Source organism: Flindersiella endophytica, from assembly GCF_054779015.1.
Genome location: NZ_BAAGYY010000042.1, coordinates 41,026 through 60,831, shown reverse-complemented (window position 1 = coordinate 60,831; position 19,806 = coordinate 41,026). Strand labels below are relative to the sequence as shown.

Genomic DNA, 19,806 nt, shown 5'->3' with positions numbered 1-19,806 from the left:
CGACTATAGCGAGCTGGAGGACCGAGAGCTATGACGCCCAAGGAGATCTACCAACGACAGCTGCGGCTCGCCGCCGATGGGGACCGCGCAGCGCAGATGGAGTTCTACGCACCCGACGCGGTGATGGAAGCACCGTTCGCACCGCCCGGGGCACCCAGCCGACTCGAGGGCAGGGACCAGATCCTCGCCATGTCGGTGGCGCTGGACGAGGCCCGCCCGCAAGGTATGGAGCTGGTGCTCGGCGAGTCGAACGTCGTCGTGCACGAGACCACCGACCCTGAGGTGGTCATCGGCGAGGTCGACGCGAAGGTGGCGGTGCCCGGCACCGGCCAGCGCCTGGATGTCCGGCAGGTGCACGTCGTGAGGGTTCGGAACGGGCAGATCGTCCATTTCAAGGACTACTACGCCGGGCACAGTGCCGCATTCGTCCAAGAGGCGCTGGGAACCGCACCGTCGGCATGAAGTGTGCGGGTGGCCACCTCTAAAGTAGCCCGGTGATGGCCACCGACCTAAGCACGCAGATTCGTCAGGCATGGGAGCACGTGTGCCGTCTGGAATACCTCAACCGCCGGCAGGTCATGCTGACCGAGTTGGTGAGCGATCTGGACGCCGAGCTGGCCGGGCTCGAACGCGACCTCGCGTCGGAAAACCGTGATGTCGCCCGCCTGGAGGGCACCTCGTTCAGCGGGCTGATGGCCTCGCTGTCCGGCGCCAAGAACGCCCGGCTGGCAAGGGAACGGGTCGAAGCCGAGGCCGTCCGGCTGCGGGTCCAGGGCCACCGCAACCGGCTGGCCAAGGCCACCGAAAACCTCACCAAGACCAGAGCCGAGCTGGCCACCGTGCAGAACGCTCGCGCCGACTACGACAACGTCATCCGGCAGGCGCAGCACCGCGAGCTCGCCGACCTCGGTCAGCGGCTGGCCAGCGTCGAGGCCGACCTGTGGGAGTACGAAGAGGCTCGCTCGGCGGCCAAGACCGCGGAGAACGCCATGATGGGCGTGCTGCAGTGCCTGCGCGACATCGGCAACGCCTCCAACCAACGGCTGTGGCAGATGAGCTTCGTCGACGCGATCCGGTTCGCCCGGCTGGGTCAGGCCGACCAGGCCGCCTGGCGGGCCGAGATCGCGCTCGACGACTTCACCCGGCAGCTGGGCGACATCGGCGTGGAGACTCGCTTCGAGCTCCCGCCGGCCGACCTGCGGTGGTTCACCGCGCTCTTCTTCCAGCCCGAGGCCACCGAGCAGTCGCGGCACGAGCAGATCTTCCAGACCTACCAGCAGGTCGAGGCCATCCTGCGCTGGGTCGCCGGCATGTCGGAGCACCTCGGCGGGCGGCAGTCGGTGCTGCTCAGCAGCCGCACCCGCTTGCGTACCCACTGGGAGAACGCGCTGACGTCCTGACGCCCGCGCGGCAAAACCCGCCCTGAGACGGCGTCACTCGTTCGGGCGGACCACGGGCTTGATGGTGTGCTCGTCGCGGGCGGCGGCGGTCAGCGCCTGCTCGACGTCGGCCAGGCCGTACTTGTGGGTCACCAGCCGGTCCAGCTCGACCTCGCCGGAGCTCGCCAGCGCGATCGCGGTCGGCCACGTGTTGGCGTAACGGAACGTCCCCGTCACCACGATCTCGCGCGACTGTACGTGGTCCAGCGGCAGCGGGATCTCACTGCCGCCCATGCCCACCAGCACCACGCGACCAGCCCGGCCGACCTGCCGGATCGCCTCTCCGATGGCGGGCGCGAACCCCGAGCACTCGATCAGGACGTCGGGGTCGAACCCCAGCTCCGCGAGGGAATCCGGCAGCGAACGCGCACTGACGTCGACGGCGGCCGTGGCGCCGAGCTCGGTGGCGACCGCGAGCCGCGCCTGGCGTACGTCTGACATCACGATCTCGCTCGCGCCGAACGCGCGAGCGGCCTGCAGCGCCACCAGCCCGATCGGGCCGGCGCCGGTGATCAGCACCCGCGAGCCGGGGGAGACGGAGGCCTTGCGTGAGCTCCACACGCCCACCGACAGCGGCTCGAGCAGGCCGGCGGCGTCGTCGGACAACGTGTCGGGCACCGGGTGGGCGAACGACTCGTGCAGCACGACGTACTCGCTGAACGCGCCGTCGATCGGCGGCGTGGCGAAGAAACGCATGCCGGGACAGAGGTTGTAGCGCCCGGCCCGGCACTGCGCGCAGGTGAAGCACGGCACGCCCGGCTCGAGCGAGACCCGCTGCCCGGGCTCGAGCGAGCGGACGCCGGACCCGAGCGCCACCACCGTGCCGCCCGCCTCGTGGCCGAGGACCAGCGGCTCGCGCACCACGAAGTCGCCGATCCGGCCGTGTTCGTAATAGTGCACGTCCGACCCGCAGGTGCCGACGGATCCGACCCGCACCAGCACCTCACCGGGTCCGGGATCCGGCACCGGCCGTTCCTCGAGGACGAGATCGTGTACGCCGCGCAGGACCGAGACCCGCATGCTCTCCGGAATGTCGCTCACGATTCGAACCTACCGGCAATCTCGCGGCAGGCCGTGGCACGATCGGCCAAGTGCCGTCCTCGCAACCGATCCTGGAGCCCGCCAACCCCGGCGACGCCGAAGCGCTCGCGGCCCTACGCGACGAAGCCGCCGCGTGGCTGCTCGAACAGGGTTACGTGCAGTGGATTCCCGGCGAGTTCGACGCCGAGCGGTATGCCCGGTCGATCGACCAGGACGAGGTGCTGGTCGTCCGCGACGACGGGCAGATCGTGGCGACGGTGACCGTCGCGTCGAACGACGAGCTGATCTGGGCTGACCGGCATCGGCCAGACGCGGTCTACATCCACCGGCTCATCGTCGCGCGGAGCCGGAGCGGCCGAGGGCTCGGGACGGCCGTCCTGCGCGAGGTCGAGCGCCGCGCCCGCGCTCGTGGTCGCCGGTTGCTGCGCCTCGACATCGTCGAGCTCAACGCGGATCTCGCCGCCTACTACGAGCGGCACGGGTTCCGTCCGGTCGGCCGCCAACACTATCCACCCCACCTCGGTTTTCATCCCAGCCTTTTGATGGAGAAGATAGTCATCGATGGAAACCAGACAAGCTGAACTTGACGTCGCGCTCGAACTCGCTGCCTGGGCGAGCGCCCGCATCCTCGCCCGCCCGGCCGAAGTCACCACGAAGGCGAACGCGGCAGATCACGTGACCGAGACCGACCGTGAGGTCGAGCAGTACGTCCGTGCCGTCATCGCCGAACGACTGCCGGGCCAGGTCGTCGTCGGCGAGGAGTACGGCGGTGAAGCGGCCGCAGACGGCGGCGCGACGTGGTATCTCGACCCTGTGGACGGTACGACCAACTACGCCCACGGCCTGCCGTGGAGCTCGTTCAGCCTGGCCCTGGTCGACGCCGACGGCCCCGCGGTCGGTGTGGTCGCGGATCCCTATCGTGGTGAGGTTTTCAGCGCTTCGCGGGACGGACAGGCTCTGCGCAACGGCGAGCCGATCCACTGCCGCGCGACCGAGACGCTGTCCGGCGAGGTCGTCACGACCGAATGGCTGGGCTACCGGCCCTGGCCTGATATGGATCGGTTCCTCGCCCGCTTGTCGGACGTGTTGTGCTCCACGCGCATCATGGGCTCCACCGCGCTGTCGCTCATCAGCGTCGCCGCCGGCAGGGCGGCCGGTTGCGTGATCGGCCGCTACAACGCGATCGACGGCCTGGCCGCCTCGTTCATCGCCGAGCGCGCGGGTGCGCTCGCCTTCGACGAGTCCAGGAACCGGACCGTCTTCCCACAGTCGGGCGGCATTCTGGTTGCCGCACCTGACGTCGCGGGCGCATTATGGGACGCCTGGCGCCAAGCGTAGCTTTGCGACATCTCTGAGACATAGTGTGGCGCTTCACCCGATGGGGGAGGTTGACGCCAGATCCGGCACCCCAGATGGTGTTTGTTGTAACCGTTTCGCAGCGTTTCCGACACTCGTGTGAAGAAGAACTTGCCCGCGAACGGACTGGAGGTCTGCCTGGATGGAGGAACGTGTCGCGTCGTCTGTGCCGCAGCCTCCGCCAGTTCCAGGCGAGCCCGCCGACCTGGACGGCGCCCCCCGTGTACCCGTGCCGCTGGCGGCGGGAGTCCTTGCCTGCTTGGTGATCGGCTGCCTGGCGGTCACGCTCGCCATGGTGGCCGACGCCCGCTTCAGCGGTGGCCGGCTGATGGCCGCGCTGGTCATCGCGGGACTGCTCCTGGTGTTGCAGGCGACACACTGCGCGTCGAAATATCGAACGTATGCGGGTGTGGCCCCGACCAGGATGCGGTGGTGGACGTTTCCCGTTCAGGCAGTACTCACCTACGTGCCCTTCGTCGCATTTGGTGAAGCCTGGTTGAAGGTTCCCGGTTTGCTGGCCGGTGCCGCCCTGCTGGTGTGGTCGCTGCCGTGGTCCTGGATCGGGTACGCCGTGGTCGTCGTCGCCCAGGCGGGGCTGGGCTGGAAGTTCGGGCTGGATCTCGCGCGGCTCACGGAGGAGGTCGTCGTCACGGCCGTGACCGGCCTGATGTTCTACGGCGTCGTGCGCCTGCTCGGCGTGGCGTACGTGCTGCAGATGACCCGCAGGCGGCTGGTCAAGGGCTCGGTGGCCGATGAGCAGGAGCGGTTCCGCCGCGACCTGCACGACCTGCTGGGGCACCGCCTGATGGCCGTCGCGCTGAAGAGCGAGCTGGCCAGGCGCATGCTGAGCGAGCGCGACCTGCACAAGGCCGACGAGCAGCTGACGGAGGTGGTCGAGGCAGTCCGGCAGGCCCAGTCCGACGTACGGGCGGTCGCGTACGGCTATCCGTCCGGCTCACTCGACCACGAGCTGAGCCAGGTCCGCTCGACGCTGGAGGCGGCAGGGGTACGCAGCCGGGTCGTGCAGGCCGAAGGGCTCGCGATCGACCAGTTGCCGCCGATCCTGGACGCCGTACTGGCGGCCGTTCTGCACGAGGGCGTGACCAACGTCCTGCGGCACAGCTTCGCGCAGTTGTGTGAGATCGAGATCGGGCGTGCGGGCGACGACCTGCTCCTGACCATCGTCAACGACGGCGTACGCGACGAGCCGCACCGGCAGGCCGCCGGAGGGGCGGGCATTCCCGGGCTGATCGACCGGGTGGCGGCCGTCGGAGGCGAGTTCAGCGCGGGTCTGCGAAACGGTGAGCGATTCCGGCTGGCTGCCCGGATTCCGCTGGCCGGCCGCAGGCCGGAGGTCCGCCGGGGCGACCCCGGCGACCCGGCTGGTGATCCGATCTGACCGTCCAGTGGCCGAGCAGGTCGCGGTAGAGCGCGGACTCCGACACCAGCGTGTCGTGATCGCCCGCGATCGCGGTGGTGCCGTCCAGCACCAGCACGCGCCTGGCCCGTAGGGCGGAACTGATCCGGTGGGCGATCACGATCAGTGTGCCGCCGCGGGCGGCGAACGCGAGCTCGGCCTGCTGCTCGGCCCGTGGATCGAGATGGCAGGTGGCCTCGTCGAGCACGACCAGGGGAGCGGCCGCGACGTACGCCCGGACCAGCGCGATCAGTTGCCGTTCGCCGGCCGACAGCGCGGCGGGAGTGAGCTGCGCGGACATGCCACCCAGCCGGTCCAGCAACGCGTTCGCGCCCACGGCGTCCACCGCGCGCTCGACCTCGCCCGTGGTCGCGGCGGGCCGCAGGTAGGTCACGTTGTCCGAGACCGTTCCGGTGAAGACGTAGGCCTCCTGCGGGATCAGCACGCGGGTCTTGGCCAGCTGGGCCGTCGACAGGTCGGTGACCGGTATGCCGCCCAGCTGGATCGCTCCCGCGTCGGGTTCCAGCAGCCCGCACAGCAGGTTGGCCAGCGTCGACTTGCCGATGCCGCTCGGACCGACGATCGCGAGGTGCTCGCCCTCGGGTACGAGCAGGTCGAGGCCGTGCAGTACAGGCTCGGAGTGCGGGCCGTAGGCGAACGTGACGCCACGCAGCCTCAGGTCGTAACCCGGCAGTGCGGTGACGACGGGCTGCCGTTCCTGGGCGCCGGTCTCGCTGGCCTGCAGGATTCGGCGCACGGTCACGAGGTACCGCAGGCCGGCGCTGCCGAGCCCGCTGGTCAGCGTGCGCAGGGCGGGCTGCAGGCCGAAGAGCACGTAGGTGAGTCCGCCGAGCAGCGCGCCGGCGGTCAGGCCGCGCGCGGCGAGAGCCGGGCCGGCGACCAGGACGAGGAGCAACGGGAGCCAGCCGCCGACGGCGAAGCAGAGCGTGCGCAGGACCTCGACCTTGGCCAGCGCCCGTTCGGCGTTCGCCTGGGCTTCGATCGGGCCGGCCGCGAGCTCGGCCGCGTGGTCCTCGGCGCCGCGCGCCACCACGTCCCGGGTGCCGGCCAGGACGAGGCCCGCGGTGGTGGCCAGCTGTTCGTCGGCGCGGATCGCGGCCAGCTGGCGGTCGGCCGACAGCCCGAGCGTGGCGGCGAACGCGGCGATGCCGAGCCCGAACGGCACCAGGATCAGCGCTGTGACCTCGGGCGCGACGGACAACAGCCCGGCGACCACACCGACGACGGTGACGGTGAAGCCGCGCAGCACGAGGATCAACCCGGCGTAGGAGTCGCGGACGACCTCGATCTGGCGGGTCAGCCGGGCAACCGCCCCATCGTCGGTCCGGCCGGCCACGCCGTGCCGCAGTGCACCGCTCACCACCCTGCGCACTAGGTCGTCGCGGAACGGCTCGACGAGATCACCCAGCCGCCGGTACACCTGCCGCGACCCGATCGCACTGGCGACCGCGGCCAGCAGGAACGTTCCCAGCCAGGCGAGCCCGACCACCGGTCGTCCGGCCAGGAAGCCCTTGTCGACCGCGCGAGCCATCGCGTACCCGGAGAGGGCGGTCGGCAACGCTTCGGGAATCGACCACAGGATGAGCGCGATCGCCGGCCCACGCCGAAGCGACGCGAGTCCGAGCCGGATGGCCTGCCTCATGCGAAGACCTCCCGGTATCCCGCGTGCCGCTCCCACAGCTCCGCATGCGTGCCGATCGCCCGGATCCGGCCGGCGTCCAGCCAGACCACGAGGTCCGCGCGGGCGGCCGTCGCCGCGCGGTGGGTGACGATCAGGCGGGTACGGGGCCGGCTGCCGTGGTCCGCGGTGAGCGTGCGGGAGATCTGCATCTCGGTCACCATGTCGAGGCTGGAGGTGGCGTCGTCCAGCACGAGCAGGCGGCTCGCAGGCCAGGCCCGGGCGATGCCCAGCCGCTGCCGTTCGCCACCGGACATCGGCGCGTCGGCGAGTGGCGTGTCGTACGCGCCGGGCAGGCGGCTGACGAACTCGTGCGCGTGGGTCGCCCGCGCTGCCTGGCGTACGGCGGCGGGTTCCAGTCCGAGGCCGATCGCGTCGCCGACGGTCCGGCCGACAAGCACCGGCCGCTCGAACGCGCAGCCGACCGCGTCTCGCAGGCCGGCCCGGCTGAGCGCGGTGAGCGGCACGCCGTCGAGCAGCACCTTACCCTGTTCCGGCTCGCGCAGCCTGGCGGCCAGCGCGGCGAGCACCGACTTGCCCGCGCCGGACGGCCCGACCACCGCGACAGCCGTGCCACCGGGAACGGTCAGGTCGATGTCGTGCAGGACGCCGCCGCTCACGCCACGGAACTCGAGCGTTCCCGGACCGTCCGGCAGCGGCCGGTCGCCGTAGCCGGCCGCTGGCACAGAGAGCACCTCGCCGGCCCGCCGGGCGCCGGCCCGGGCACGGGCGAGCGTGCTGAACACACCGGTCAGCCCGCCGAGACCGGCACCGAGCACGGCGTAGCGGCTGGCGGCGAACAGCTCGCCGGTCGTGATCGAGCCACCCGCGAGCAGCAGGCCGGCCGCGGCCAGGACGGTCACGAGCACCAGCGGGCCGACGATCGCGGCCTGGGATCCGGAACGGGCGAACAGCTGCCAGGTCCGTACGCCGTGAGCTCGCAGCTGGGGCAGTGCCTCGAGGACCCGCTTCTCCTCACCGGCCACGGTGCCGGCGGCGGCGATCGTCCGGGCACCGCCCAGCGACTCGGAGAGCCGGGCGGCGATCCGCCCCTGAGCTTCCTGGTATCCCGTGGTCACCTGGGTCGTCGCCCGGGTGAACGTCCACAGCACGAACGCGACGAGCAGGACGCCGGCGAGCAGCGCGCCCGCCAGCAGGAGGTGGATGTAGGCGAGCAGGACCAGCGCGCCGACGGGCGGCAGGACCGACGTGCCGACCGTGACCAGGCTCGGTCCGGCGTTGGCGGCATCAGCGGCGTTGCCCGACACCCGGCTCACCAGGTCACCGGTCTCGAAGCGCCGGGCGCCTTCGGGACCCAGGTGGAGGACGTGGCGGACCAGGCGATTGCGCAGCCATGCGCTCGTGCTGGCGACCGCGGCCGTGTCGGCGTACGCGCTGACGAGGTCGCAGACCAAGCCGAGCACCACCAGGCCGACCGCGAGCGCCAGCCAGCGACCGGTCGTACCGTCGGTGCCGGAAGCGCTGGAAGTAGTGGCACCCGCGAGGATGGCATCGACCGCCTTGCCGAGAACCACCGGAAGGGCCAGCGTGACGCCGGCCCTGATCAGGGACGAGGCGGCGATCAGCGGCAGCCAGCCGTGTGCCCGCCACACGATCGAGCCGAACGCCGAACTGGACACAGCCGCCACCGTCAACCGCCGCCTTATGATCGTTTCGGGCTCCGGCCCCGGACGACTACCGCTCGTCCGGGGCCGGAGCTCGTCACTGTGTGAAGACCCTCAGGAGGGTGGCCGAACTCAGTGGCCGCAGAGGAGCAGGGACAGGCCGCTGCCTTCCTCGCACAGACCGACGGACAGGTCGCTGCCCGTGCAGCTGTGGCCGCTGTTGCTGGAGCCGCCGAAAGCAGCGGAGTTGAACTCGGGGGCCATGCCCTGGAGGTCGAGAAGCGCCATGGTTATCTCCTTGGTGGGTTTACCGTTACCCGCGCCGTCTTGGTGCGGGAGCTCGTGTCGTTACTGGTAGGTCAGCCGCAGGTCGGCTCCGGCGAGCACTCGGCTCGGAGCGAGCAGCGGCAGGTGCACCGGCTGGTCGTGCAGGGCCGCGCCGAGGGCCAGCAGCACGCCGGCGGTGCCGGTCGCGAGGTCCATGGACAGCCGCAGCAGCCCCGTACCGGGGAACGCCGTGCCGTCGCGATAGGGGAGCGCGTGCCACGACAGCCCGCGCACTTGTTTGCCCACCCACGGGTCGGTCTGGGGCGACTCGGACCGACCCGCGAGGTAGAGCAGGATGCCGGCCCTGCCGGTGAACAAACCCGGCAGGATGTACATCTCGGATCGCGCGGCATCCTCGATCCGGCGGCCGGCCTCGGCGAAACTGGCCTGTCCCTCGTCCAGCCCCTGTACGAAGCAGGGTTCGTCCGGACGGTGAGCGAGGTACTCGTCGAGAACCAGGCCGATGCCGACGCTGCCGGCCGCCAGGTAGGGCATGGATCGCCAACCCTCGTAGACCTCGAGGGTTCCGTTGTCACGGACCACACAGCGCCGCAGGTCGTGCCGTAGCGCTGTCGCGGCATGGTCGAGGAACGCGGTGTCGCCGGTCTCCTCATACGCTCGGATCAGCAGTAGCGCTGGGCCGGCCTGGCCGAGCATCAGACCGGCTGACGGGTGGTCGCCACCGCTGATGGGCCGCTCGTCCTCGATGTCGGGCGGTGTCACACCGACCCGGCCGGCGACCAGTTCCGCCGTGCGCAGGAACGCCGCGCGCAGCTCCGGTTCGCCCGTACGGTCGGCGAAGTGGCGCAGGTTCAACCCGACGCCGGCGAGACCGCTGTTGAGATCGGGTCCGAGTGACTCCCAATCGCCTCGTAGGCAGATGTCCAGTGCGTCCAGCGCCTGTTGTTCGTAACCGAGCTGGTCGAGCGCGAACGCGGTGCCGTGCAGGCCATCGAACAGGCCGGGCCGGGTGTCGCCGGGCAGGTTCCGCACCTTGTCCAGCAGCCATTCCTCCAGCTGGGGATGGCGTCCCGCACCCGTCGCCGACAGTGCGTAGAGCACGCCGGCCGCGCCGACGCCCAGGCCGATCCCGCCGGTCTCGAACTGCTCGATGTCACCGGGGAAGAGCCGGTCGTCCCGGTCCGGGGTGGCGCTGGCGACGATCGCCTGGGCCAGCTCGCTGCGAAGCTCCGGCCAGTTGTCCGGTTCGAACGCCGGCAGCGCCGGCCGGGCCGCGCCCGACAGCCGGGAGATCTCGCCGCCGTTCGGCGGTGCGATCACGTCGACGGCCGAGCGCAGGAAGCCGCTGTCGACGGGGAAGTGGGCGCTGATCACGTCGGCGTAGTGCTGCGCCTTCGGCCGGTGCAGCCAGAGCAACGTCGTCATCGGCAGGAACAGCGCGAGCTTCAGGCAGGCCAGACCGTACCTGTCGATGTCGAATCCGGTCGTACCCGGAGGCGGGGCGAATCCGGCGTTGCCGAGCCCTGGTGACCGAGGCTCCTCGATGGGAGAGGCGACCTCGAAGTCCAGCAGCGCGATCGTCCCGTTCTCGCGCACCATGATGTTGAACAGGTGCAGGTCGCCGTAGACGATCCCGCGGGCGTGGATCGCCTCGATCGTGGCCTCGACCTGGCGGTAGATGTCCAGCGCCCAGTCGGTGTACGTGGCGAGCTCGTCCGGGCCTGCCGTGTGGTCGATCAGGGGGTACTTCAGCACGATCGTCTTGGAGAGCGACTCGCCCTCGACGTATTCCATCGCGAAGAACCGGTGTTCGCCGACCCAGAACAGGTCCTTCACCGCGGGGACGCCAGGCACCCCCGCCAGCCTGCCCTGGATGGCGTGCTCGCGCTCCACCCGGCGTACGGCGTCGTGGCCGTAGGCGTCCACACCGGAGTGCGGCCTGCCCTCCTTGAGCACGATGGCCTCGCCGGTGCGGGTGTCGGTGCCGACGTAGACACCGCCGCCGTTGGAGAAGTGCACGACACGTTCGATCGTGTACGGCAGGTCGGCGACGCTCACGGCATTCCTGGCCGCCAGGTGCGGTGCCAGGAAGTCCGGCAGCGTCACCCACGGCGGAACGCGGAAGACCGGGTCCCGCCGGTCGGGAACCAGCGTGCCGGTTCCGTCCGCGATCGCCGGTACGAGCTGGTCCTTGTCATCGACGCAGTACCGCATAGCGAAGGCGCCGTACCGCACGTAAAGCGGCCCGGCGCCCCAACGGAGGTCGGTGAGGATGTACGGACTGGGTTCGCCGTCGAGTGCTTCGCCGAGCTCGCGGAGGATCTTCTCGCACGCCGTGTCGTCGACGGGGTAGATCGTGACGAGCTTGCCGCTGTAGCCGCGAGGTGCGTACTTCGAGATCCGGGCGATCAGCGCGGACGGCGAGCGGAGGAACTTGAAGTAGATGCCGCGCGGAAGGCAGTAGTCCCAGACGGCGTCGAGGATGCGCGAGGCGTTGTCCATGCGGGCGGACACGTGGATCTTCCACCCCTGCGGCGGCAGGTCGGTCGTGTGCGGGCCGGAGAACGTGTACCAGTCCTCCTGCTCTCCGCGCTTCCAGCCCTCCGGCAGCGGGCGCTCGGCGGTCGGGAACGACTCGCCGGCAGTCCGCTCGGAGTGCAGAACGTCGTAGAACAAGGGATCTGCCATGCAGAACGTCTCGTACCCGCGATCCATGCGAACCTCGATCCGCTATCCCCACCCATCCACGCAGCCCTGTCTTTCGTCGCGTGGCCAAGATCAGGTTGGCACTGTCCGGAGTCGCGAAGTAGTGGACGGTGTCACCAAGTCAGGGTGAAGACATCACCGAGGGGCATGCGTTTCTCACAGTCCGCGTGCGCGATGCGAACAAGGTGGGAACCGAGTCGGCCGAAAGCGCTCCGAAGGGACTATTCCTCGCAGCGGCCGCCGAGATGGGTGGCCAGGAAACGTTCGGCCGCGGCGTAGAAGCGCTCGCGGTTGGCCGGGCGGTTGAGCCCGTGGCCTTCGTCCGGGAACAGCAGGTATTCGTGCGGAAGGCCCTTGTCTCGCAGGGCTTCGACGATCTGATCAGCTTCTGCCTGCTTCACGCGCGGATCGTTCGCTCCCTGCCCGATCAGCACCGGGATCCGGATATCGGCGACCCGCGACAGCGGCGACCGCGACCAGAGCAGCTCGCGCTCGGTCTCCGGGTTCCCGATCTTGTTGTGCATGTAGCCGATCATGGGCTTCCAGTACGGAGGGATCGACGCGAGCAGCGTCAGCAGGTTGGACGGACCGCACAGGTCCACCGCGCAACGGAACACCTCGGGGGTGAAGGCGGCGCCGGCCAGCGCGGCGTACCCGCCGTACGACGTGCCCATGATGCCGACCCGGCCGGCGTCCACCCAGCCCTGGCCGACGCAGAAGCCCACGGCGTCCACCAGGTCGTCCTGCATCCTGCGACCCCACTCCTTGTCGCCGGCGCTGCAGAACGCCTTGCCGTACCCACCCGACCCGCGGAAGTTCACCTGGACGCACACGTAGCCGCGGTTGGCCAGCCACTGCACCTCGGCGTTGTAGCCCCAGTAGTCGCGCGCGGTCGGCCCGCCGTGCACGTCGAGCACGGCAGGCAGCCCGCGGCGTTCCACATCGGCTGGGAACGTCACGTAGCCGTGAATCTCGAGGCCGTCCCTGCTGGTGAACGAGAACGGCTCCATCGGCGCCAGGCGGTACTCGTCGAGTTCCGGATTCTGGGCGAACAGGAGCCGCGTGGCCGAGGTCGCCCGGTCATGGAGGTAGTAGCGCGTCGAGGCGTCGGACGGCATCGCCACCACGACCCAGTAGCGGCCCGAACGTTCGGCACGGCCGATCACGATCTCGCCGTCCACGTCGAGTCCGGCCCGCACGCGCTCGACCTCGGCGCCGTACGCCGGGTCCAGCCACTGCCACTCCTGCCGGGCCTTGGTGAACCCGACGGCCTGCGGCTGGTTGGTCAGCGGGTCGAGGACGACATGGCCGACCTCCCAGTGCGGGTCCTCCGCGAGCACCTTCTGCTCGTTCGACTCGAGGTCGATCGCCAGCAGCCGTCGGGTGTTGGCACCCATCGGTGTGCACAACAGCAGCGTGCGGCCGTCGCGGGTGATGCCGATGACGTCGGTGCCGGCCACATCGTCGAACGGAATCGTGAGCCAGGGGTGGAATTCCCCCGTCTCCTGGTCGCGCAGATGGAATACCGCCCCACCCTCGGCTGTAACCGTTGCGCCACCCCTGACGACATGGTCAGTGTCCAGAATCCATGACGTGAAGCCCGGGTTTCGCTCCACCAGTTCGAGCCGGTCGGCTGCCAGGTCGTAGCGGTAGAGGTCGGAGATCTTCGGATCGTCCTTGTTGAGCATGAGCAACAAGGCTTCGGGGTGCCAGCGGTTGTGTGCCCGGATCTGCGCGCGCACCTTGTCGAACGGTGTGGCGCAGCGTTCCTCGCCGGACTCGAGGTCGAGCAGGCACACCCGCCAGTTCTCGTCGCCGTCGGCGTCCTGCAGATAGACCAGCGTGCGATCGTCCTGGCAGAACGCGAACGCCGGGATGCCCTGGCCGCGGTCGTGGGTGACGGCGACCGGCTCTCGTGAGCCGTCCAGCGGGCCCACCCAGACGTTCAGAACCCCCTCGTCGGGCGCGACGTAGCCGAACCGCGTGCCGTCCGGTGAGATGTCGGGACTCGTGCGGTGTGGATTGCCGAACAGCACCGAACGAGGCACCAGCGGCACAGCGTCATAGGCCATTCGCGCTCCCGTCAAAAGGCGATTCCCGGCCGGTCACCGAGCGGCTCTGAGTCCTCTGACCCCTCTGGATCCGCTACTAGATCCAGCCCTCGCCGCGAGCGATGCGGACGGCATCCAGGCGGTTGCGGGCTCCGAGCTTGCTGATGATGACCGAGAGGTAGTTCCGTACTGTGCCAGGCGCGAGGCACAGCCGGCAGGCGATCTCCGACACCGGCGCACCTTCGGCCGCGGCTTCGAGCACATCGTGCTCGCGCGCGGTCAGCGGGTCGCGGGTGCCTGCCAGCGCGGAACTGGCCAGCTCGGAGTCGATGACGCACTCGCCCTTGGCCACCCGCCGGATGCTTTCGGCCAGCACGCTGGGAGGCGCGTCCTTCACGACGAAGCCGCGGATCTTCGCGTCCAGCGCCAGCTGCAGCGTCCGGGGCGTGCCCATCGCCGTCAGGATCAACGAGTGGCAGTTGGGTACGACCTCGCTCAGCTCGCGGGCGGCGGTCAGGCCGTCCATGCCGGGCAACCCGATGTCGATCACCGCCACGTCGGGCTCGACTCCGGTCGCGGTCGCCACGATGTCGTCGCCGCGCTCCAGCTCGGCGACCACTTCGATGTCGGTCTCGTAGGCGAGCAACGCGACCAGTGCGCCCCGAACCATTGCCATATCCTCGGCGAGCAGGACACGAATCATAACCCCCACCTCGCCGAACGAATCGACGCGCGGGCCCGCCCGCCCAGCGACGAATAACGGTTGGCCGGGAGTTTCCCCCCGGCGCGTACAAGACTCTCCGCCGGTCTCGCAGCTTCGGCGAGCTCAGCCGATCCGTCCACAGTCGCCGCCATCCCCACGGCTGTCCCTCTCGACGCCCTTGTGGTCCTTGTCCAGAATCACCTGGGTCGCCTGCCCCCTGTAGACGTTACGTGTGTAAGTCAGGTCTGGCCACAGTCCGAAAGAAACTTTTAGTTATGTGACTATTCGACTGTAGTTGCGACAACGTTGCGAAGCCTAGCCACGGCGGGACCGAGCGCGTACCTTCTCCCGGTCTGTCTGGGAAAGCACCAGCTTACGAAGGCGGATCGCGTCCGGGGTGACCTCGACGCACTCGTCTGCTCTGCAGAACTCCAGAGCTTGTTCGAGCGCCATCTCACGTGGCGGGACCAACCGCTCCAGCTCCTCACCGGACGAGGAGCGCACGTTGGTCAGTTTCCGCTCGCGGGTCGCGTTGACGTCCATGTCGTCGGGCCGGGAGTTCTCGCCGACGATCATTCCTTCGTAGACCTCGGTCGTCGGCTTCACGAACAGGGTCCCGCGCTCCTGCAGGTTGAAACAGGCATACGTGGTGACGGCACCCGTCCGGTCGGCGACCAGCGATCCGCGTGGCCGGGTGCGCATCTCGCCGGCCCACGGCTCGTACGACTCGAAGACGTGGTGGATGAGGCCGGTGCCGCGAGTCTCGGTGAGGAACTCGGTCCGGAAGCCGATCAGGCCGCGAGCGGGTACGAGGTAGTCGAGCCGGACCCAGCCGGTGCCGTGGTTGACCATCTGCTCCAGGCGGCCGCGGCGCAGCCCGAGCAGTTGGGTGACCACTCCGACGTACTCCTCGGGAACGTCGATCGTCACGCGTTCGACCGGCTCGTGCTGCTTGCCGTCGATCTCGCGGGTGACCACCTCGGGCTTGCCGACGGTGAGCTCGAAGCCCTCCCGGCGCATGATCTCGACCAGCACAGCGAGCTGCAGCTCGCCCCGGCCCTGGACCTCCCAGGTGTCGGGCCGCTCGGTGTGGAGGACGCGGATCGAGACGTTGCCGATCGTCTCGGCGTCCAGCCGGCCCTTGACCAGCCGGGCGGTGAGCTTCTTGCCGCTGCGGCCGGCCAGCGGCGAGGTGTTGATACCGATCGTCACCGAGATCGACGGCTCGTCGACCCGGATCACCGGCAGCGGGCGCGGGTCCTCGACGTCGGCCAGCGTCTCGCCGATCGTGATCTCGGGGATGCCGGCGATCGCGACCAGGTCGCCGGGGCCGGCGGAGTCGGCCTGCACCCGTTCCAGGCCCTCCGTGCGCAGCAGGTCGGTGATCTTCACGCGTTCGACCGAGCCGTCGGCCCGGCACCAGGCGACCAGCTCGCCGCGGTTGAGGTGGCCGTGGTGCACCCGGCAGAGCGCGAGCCTTCCGAGGTACGGGGACGCGTCGAGGTTGGTGACCTGCGCCTGCAGCGGGTGGTCCTCGTCGTACGACGGTGCCGGAACGGTGCTGAGGATGGTTTCGAGCAGCGGCCGCAGGTCGGTACTGTCGGGCAGCTCGCCGTCACCGGGCTGCGTGAGGCTCGCGCGGCCTGCCTTCGCCGACGCGTACACGATCGGGAAGTCCAGTGCGGCGCTGTCGGTCGACGGGTCGTCGAGCAGGTCCATGAACAGCTCGTAGGTGCTGTCGACGACCTCGGAGATCCGGGAGTCGGGCCGGTCGACCTTGTTGATCACCAGCACGACCGGCAGCTTCTTGTGCAGCGCCTTGCGGAGTACGAACCGGGTCTGGGGGAGCGGCCCTTCCGACGCGTCGACCAGCAGCAGCACGCCGTCGACCATCTCCAGTGCACGCTCGACCTCGCCGCCGAAGTCGGCGTGACCAGGCGTGTCGACGATGTTGATCGTCACCGGACCTTCCGGCGCCTGCCAGCGGACGGTGGTGTTCTTGGCCAGGATCGTGATGCCCTTCTCCCGCTCGAGGTCCATGGAGTCCATGACCCGCTCGGCGACGTCCTGATTTTCCCGGAAGATTCCGGACTGCCACAACATGGCATCGACCAGCGTGGTCTTGCCGTGGTCGACATGGGCGATGATCGCGACGTTACGGAGATCGGTGCGGGAGTTCACCGCACAATCTTCCCGGATGCGAGCAACCGGGTGACCTCCAGGGTTCTGCTCGGTGCACCGTTCGACGTCCGGACGCGCTTGCGGACCTGGAGCGGGTCCGGGAGTTGGCTACCTGAACTCCCAGAGGACCGGGGTGGTCAGCACGCCCGCTCGCGGCACGCCGAGGGCGTCGGACACGAAGCGCAGCGGGCTCTCGGGCAGGCCCAGACTCGACACCGCTGCCGCCAGGTCGTCGGAGGAGTCCGGGGTACGGAACCGCTCGAACAGGCCCAGCCGGGGGACCGTACGGATCTCAGCGTCCGCACGGTCGATGCCGGCCCGGGCGGCCGCGAGGTCGAGTGCCCGGTCCAGGCCGCCGAGCTCGTCGACCAGCCCGCGCTGCTGTGCGTCGGAGCCGGACCAGACGCGCCCGCGGGCCGCCTCCTCGACGTGTTCGCGCGACAGCCCGCGGTCCGAGGCCACCTTGCCGGTGAAGTCGTCGTAGACCCGGTCGAGCCAGGTCGAAAGCCGCTGCCACTCCGACTCGGTGAACCGCCGGTAGGTCGAGAACATCCAGGCGTTGCGGCCCTCCGACACCCCGTCGCGGGAGATGCCGATCTTCTCCAGCAGGTCGCGGATCACGGCCTTGCCGCCGAACACGCCGATCGAGCCGGTCAGTGTGCCCGGGTCGGCGACGATGGTGTCGGCCGCCATCGAGATGAAGTAGCCGCCGGAGGCCGCGGCCGAGCCCATCGACACGATTACTGGCTTGCCGGTGTCGCGCAGCCGCATCACCTCGCGGCGCAGGGCGTCGGACGCGATGTAGGAGCCGCCCGGGCTGTCGACCCGCAGCACCACCGAACGGATCTCGGTGTCGGCGCCTGCGGCCCGCAGCGCCGCGCCCAGGCTGTCGGAGCCGATCGAGGAGCCGCCGAATCCCCGCCGGGTGGTCCGCCCGAGGTGGATGTCGCCGCTGCCGTGGATCACGGCGATCGCCGGCCGTTTGGCCAGCCGCGCCAGCGCCTGCCTCGGCTCGAAAGTCCGGCTGCGGTGGTAGCGGTGGACGTAACGCAGCTTGGTGTCCGTGCCGAACCGAGATCGCACCGAGGCGTAGACCTCGTCGCGGTAGCCCAGCCGGTCGACCAGGCCGGCCTCCTTCGCCTCGTCGCTCGACAGCGGGGCGGAGTCGACCAGCTCGCGGACGCGTTCCGGCGTCAGCTCGCGAGTGTCGGCGATCCCCGAGACGACCTGTTCCATCGCCGACGCCGTCAGCCGCCCGGCCGCCTCCCGGTGCGGCTTGGTCATCTCGGTCGAGACGAACGTGTCGATCGCGTTCTTGTATTCACCGCGCGCCGACAGCTCGGGTACGACCCCGAGCCTGGCCAGCGCGTCCTTCACGAAGACCGCCTCGGCCGTGATGCCGGTCAGCCCGACGTCGCCGGACGGCTGCAGCCAGATCTCGTCGAACCCGGTCGCGAGGTAGTAGGGAATCGTCCCCGGACCCAGCTCGCCGAACGACTCCGTCCAGGCGACCGTCGCCTTGCCGGACGCGGCGAAGTGGCGTACGGCCTGGCGCAGCTCCTGCACCTGCGCGAGGCTCTGCCCACCCCGCACGTGCGCGATCAGCCCGGCGACGTCCGGATCGGCCGCGGCCAGCCGGAGACTTTCGACCAGCTCGCGCAGCAGCGGCCGGCGTCTGGAAAGGGCGGCCGTGAGCGGGTCGGGAGGGGGTGCTTCCAGGACGGGGGAGCTGAGGTCGAGCTCGAGCACGGTGGCGACCATGTCGTTCAGCCTACGGCCGGACCCGGCCAAGTGGGTTGAGGCGCGAGCTGCGGGTATCAGCCGTTTTGGCAGCTGTTGGGCCCGGTCGTGGCTGTGACGCGGCTCCCACTCCGGGTTCTTCCGGAACAACCCCTAGTGGTCGGTTGTTTTGTTCGTACGCAACAATGATCAGCACGTGGAGGGGAGTATTCCTTCGCGGCGGCATCGTCATCACGGCTCACCCAGGTCGATTGTGTCCTGGGCCGCCCGGTGCCGCCGGCTTCTCGCAGGCGAGAAGCGGAAGAGACCTCCGGGAGGTTCTACGTCGTCTCTCGGAGGTATTCGGACTTGAACGTTCATCCCTGGGTTTGGCTCCTGACCGTAGGAATCATGATCGCCGTCCTGGCGGTCGACGTCTTCGTCATCGGCCGCCGGCCGCACGAGCCTTCGATGAAGGAAGCCGGCATCGCGATCGGCGTTTTCGTGAGCCTGGCGGTGCTTTTCGGCCTGGGAGTCTGGTACTTCTCGGGCGCGCAGTACGCCGGCGAGTTCTACGCCGGCTGGATCACCGAATACAGCCTCTCGGTCGACAACCTGTTCGTCTTCGTCATCTTGATGTCGAGATTCCGCGTGCCTCGGCAGTATCAGCAGACGGCACTCCTCGTCGGCATCATCTTGGCGCTGGTCATGCGTGGCATCTTCATCGCGCTCGGCGCGGCCGCGATCAGCGCGTTTGCCTGGGTTTTCTACCTCTTCGGCGCGTTCTTGATCTACACGGCGATCAACCTCGCCCGCCACGGTGAGAACGACGACGATGACGTCAAGGAAAACCTGATGATGCGGCTTGCCAAGTCGAGGCTGCCGGCGACCGACACCTACAACGGCGTCAAACTCACCATCATCGAGAACGGCAAGCGGCTGGCCACCCCGATGCTGTTGGTGATAGTCGCTCTTGGCACCACCGACCTGATGTTCGCGCTCGACTCGATCCCGGCGATCTACGGCCTGACCCGCGAGCCGTACCTCGTCTTCACCGCCAACGTGTTCGCGCTGATGGGCCTTCGGCAGCTCTACTTCCTGATCGGCGGGCTGCTGAAGCGGCTGGTCTACCTGTCGCTCGGGCTCTCGGTGATCCTCGGCTTCATCGGCGTCAAGCTGATCCTGCACGCGCTGCATGACAACAACCTGCCGTTCATCAACGGCGGCGAGCACCTCAACGGCGTACCCGAGATCTCCATCGTCTGGTCGCTGGCGTTCATCCTCGGCACGCTGGTCGTCACGACGATCGCGAGCCTGCTGCACACTCGGCGCCGCAACGGCAATGGGAACGGCAACTCCAACGGCGAATCCATCGGCAACGGCACGCAGGCGGAGAACCAGCAGGGGAGCGCCGTCGGCTCGGCCAACGGCTCGGCGTCCGGAGCCGCCACCGAGTCGGGTGCGGAGTCCGCGGTCGAGCCGAACGCAGAGTCCGGCGCCGCCCACCCGGACCGCTGACGACCGGCCGGATTCGCCGGCCCGACGTACGACTGCCGGCTCAGCCGAAACAGGCTGAGCCGG

Annotated in this window: 15 protein-coding genes; 6 read left to right on the top strand and 9 right to left on the bottom strand. The window is 69.4% G+C overall.

Translation table 11 applies throughout. From position 1 onward, the window contains the following. The first annotated feature begins 30 nt into the window (after nt 1–30). Nucleotides 31–462 (top strand): nuclear transport factor 2 family protein, encoded by a 432-nt coding sequence (locus ACYVF6_RS42540; RefSeq protein ID WP_460531504.1) that lies wholly within the window; start codon nt 31–33, stop codon nt 460–462. A 35-nt stretch (nt 463–497) separates the two neighbouring features. Then, complete coding sequence (locus ACYVF6_RS42535; RefSeq protein WP_460531501.1) at nt 498–1,400, top strand: hypothetical protein; 903 nt, start codon at nt 498–500, stop codon at nt 1,398–1,400. A 33-nt stretch (nt 1,401–1,433) separates the two neighbouring features. Here the strand turns inward: ACYVF6_RS42535 and ACYVF6_RS42530 are convergent, their stop codons facing one another. Beyond that, entirely contained in the window at nt 1,434–2,480 is a 1,047-nt protein-coding gene (locus ACYVF6_RS42530) for an NAD(P)-dependent alcohol dehydrogenase (protein ID WP_460531497.1), read from the bottom strand. A gap of 50 nt (nt 2,481–2,530) precedes the next feature. Here ACYVF6_RS42530 and ACYVF6_RS42525 point away from each other — a divergent pair, with 50 nt between their 5' ends. The 3 genes from ACYVF6_RS42525 to ACYVF6_RS42515 all read left to right on the top strand — a co-directional run bounded on the left by ACYVF6_RS42525 (nt 2,531) and on the right by ACYVF6_RS42515 (nt 5,235). After that, nucleotides 2,531–3,061 carry a GNAT family N-acetyltransferase gene (locus tag ACYVF6_RS42525; RefSeq protein WP_460531494.1) on the top strand — a complete coding sequence of 177 codons (531 nt, stop codon included), beginning with the start codon at nt 2,531–2,533 and terminating at the stop codon, nt 3,059–3,061. Next, a complete protein-coding gene (locus ACYVF6_RS42520; RefSeq protein WP_460531491.1) occupies nt 3,042–3,818 on the top strand; it encodes an inositol monophosphatase family protein in 777 nt (258 codons plus the stop codon). The genes ACYVF6_RS42525 and ACYVF6_RS42520 overlap by 20 nt, the downstream gene beginning before the upstream one ends. A 160-nt stretch (nt 3,819–3,978) precedes the next feature. Beyond that, on the top strand, nt 3,979–5,235 hold the full coding sequence (locus tag ACYVF6_RS42515; RefSeq protein ID WP_460531488.1) for a sensor histidine kinase: 1,257 nt from the start codon (nt 3,979–3,981) through the stop codon (nt 5,233–5,235). Here ACYVF6_RS42515 and ACYVF6_RS42510 read toward each other — a convergent pair. From ACYVF6_RS42510 to sppA, 8 genes are all read right to left on the bottom strand, one after another. Beyond that, complete coding sequence (locus ACYVF6_RS42510; protein WP_460531485.1) at nt 5,117–6,916, bottom strand: ABC transporter ATP-binding protein; 1,800 nt, start codon at nt 6,914–6,916, stop codon at nt 5,117–5,119. The genes ACYVF6_RS42515 and ACYVF6_RS42510 overlap by 119 nt on opposite strands. Further along, nucleotides 6,913–8,592 carry an ABC transporter ATP-binding protein gene (locus ACYVF6_RS42505; protein ID WP_460531482.1) on the bottom strand — a complete coding sequence of 560 codons (1,680 nt, stop codon included), beginning with the start codon at nt 8,590–8,592 and terminating at the stop codon, nt 6,913–6,915. The genes ACYVF6_RS42510 and ACYVF6_RS42505 overlap by 4 nt, the downstream gene beginning before the upstream one ends. A 117-nt stretch (nt 8,593–8,709) precedes the next feature. Continuing rightward, the gene (locus ACYVF6_RS42500) at nt 8,710–8,865 is read right to left on the bottom strand and encodes a SapB/AmfS family lanthipeptide (protein WP_460531479.1); all 156 of its coding nucleotides are present in this window, start codon (nt 8,863–8,865) and stop codon (nt 8,710–8,712) included. 60 nt (nt 8,866–8,925) lie between these two features. Next, the gene (gene lanKC, locus ACYVF6_RS42495; protein WP_460531476.1) at nt 8,926–11,580 is read right to left on the bottom strand and encodes a class III lanthionine synthetase LanKC; all 2,655 of its coding nucleotides are present in this window, start codon (nt 11,578–11,580) and stop codon (nt 8,926–8,928) included. A 212-nt stretch (nt 11,581–11,792) separates the two neighbouring features. Further along, nucleotides 11,793–13,643: a S9 family peptidase gene (locus tag ACYVF6_RS42490; protein WP_460531473.1), complete on the bottom strand. Its 1,851-nt coding sequence runs from the start codon at nt 13,641–13,643 to the stop codon at nt 11,793–11,795. 76 nt (nt 13,644–13,719) lie between these two features. Next, nucleotides 13,720–14,325, bottom strand: coding sequence for a response regulator transcription factor (locus tag ACYVF6_RS42485; protein ID WP_460531469.1), 606 nt, complete (start codon nt 14,323–14,325; stop codon nt 13,720–13,722). Between the two features lie 315 nt (nt 14,326–14,640). Then, nucleotides 14,641–16,506 carry a GTP-binding protein TypA/BipA gene (gene typA / locus ACYVF6_RS42480; protein WP_460531465.1) on the bottom strand — a complete coding sequence of 622 codons (1,866 nt, stop codon included), beginning with the start codon at nt 16,504–16,506 and terminating at the stop codon, nt 14,641–14,643. A 108-nt stretch (nt 16,507–16,614) separates the two neighbouring features. Continuing rightward, the gene (gene sppA, locus ACYVF6_RS42475; RefSeq protein ID WP_460531462.1) at nt 16,615–18,267 is read right to left on the bottom strand and encodes a signal peptide peptidase SppA; all 1,653 of its coding nucleotides are present in this window, start codon (nt 18,265–18,267) and stop codon (nt 16,615–16,617) included. Nucleotides 18,268–18,594: 327 nt separating this feature from the next. Here sppA and ACYVF6_RS42470 point away from each other — a divergent pair, with 327 nt between their 5' ends. Beyond that, a complete protein-coding gene (locus tag ACYVF6_RS42470; RefSeq protein WP_460531459.1) occupies nt 18,595–19,743 on the top strand; it encodes a TerC family protein in 1,149 nt (382 codons plus the stop codon). Nucleotides 19,744–19,806: the final 63 nt, after the last annotated feature.

Excerpts from the sequence above, each read along its gene's own strand:
- ACYVF6_RS42540 (WP_460531504.1), top strand. The coding sequence starts at position 31 with ATGACGCCCAAGGAGATCTACCAACGACAGCTGCGGCTCGCCGCCGAT.
- ACYVF6_RS42535 (WP_460531501.1), top strand. The coding sequence starts at position 498 with ATGGCCACCGACCTAAGCACGCAGATTCGTCAGGCATGGGAGCACGTG.
- ACYVF6_RS42520 (WP_460531491.1), top strand. The coding sequence starts at position 3,042 with ATGGAAACCAGACAAGCTGAACTTGACGTCGCGCTCGAACTCGCTGCC.
- ACYVF6_RS42515 (WP_460531488.1), top strand. The coding sequence starts at position 3,979 with ATGGAGGAACGTGTCGCGTCGTCTGTGCCGCAGCCTCCGCCAGTTCCA.
- ACYVF6_RS42510 (WP_460531485.1), bottom strand. The coding sequence starts at position 6,916 with ATGAGGCAGGCCATCCGGCTCGGACTCGCGTCGCTTCGGCGTGGGCCG.
- ACYVF6_RS42500 (WP_460531479.1), bottom strand. The coding sequence starts at position 8,865 with ATGGCGCTTCTCGACCTCCAGGGCATGGCCCCCGAGTTCAACTCCGCT.
- lanKC (WP_460531476.1), bottom strand. The coding sequence starts at position 11,580 with ATGGATCGCGGGTACGAGACGTTCTGCATGGCAGATCCCTTGTTCTAC.
- ACYVF6_RS42490 (WP_460531473.1), bottom strand. The coding sequence starts at position 13,643 with ATGGCCTATGACGCTGTGCCGCTGGTGCCTCGTTCGGTGCTGTTCGGC.
- ACYVF6_RS42485 (WP_460531469.1), bottom strand. The coding sequence starts at position 14,325 with ATGATTCGTGTCCTGCTCGCCGAGGATATGGCAATGGTTCGGGGCGCA.
- sppA (WP_460531462.1), bottom strand. The coding sequence starts at position 18,267 with ATGGTCGCCACCGTGCTCGAGCTCGACCTCAGCTCCCCCGTCCTGGAA.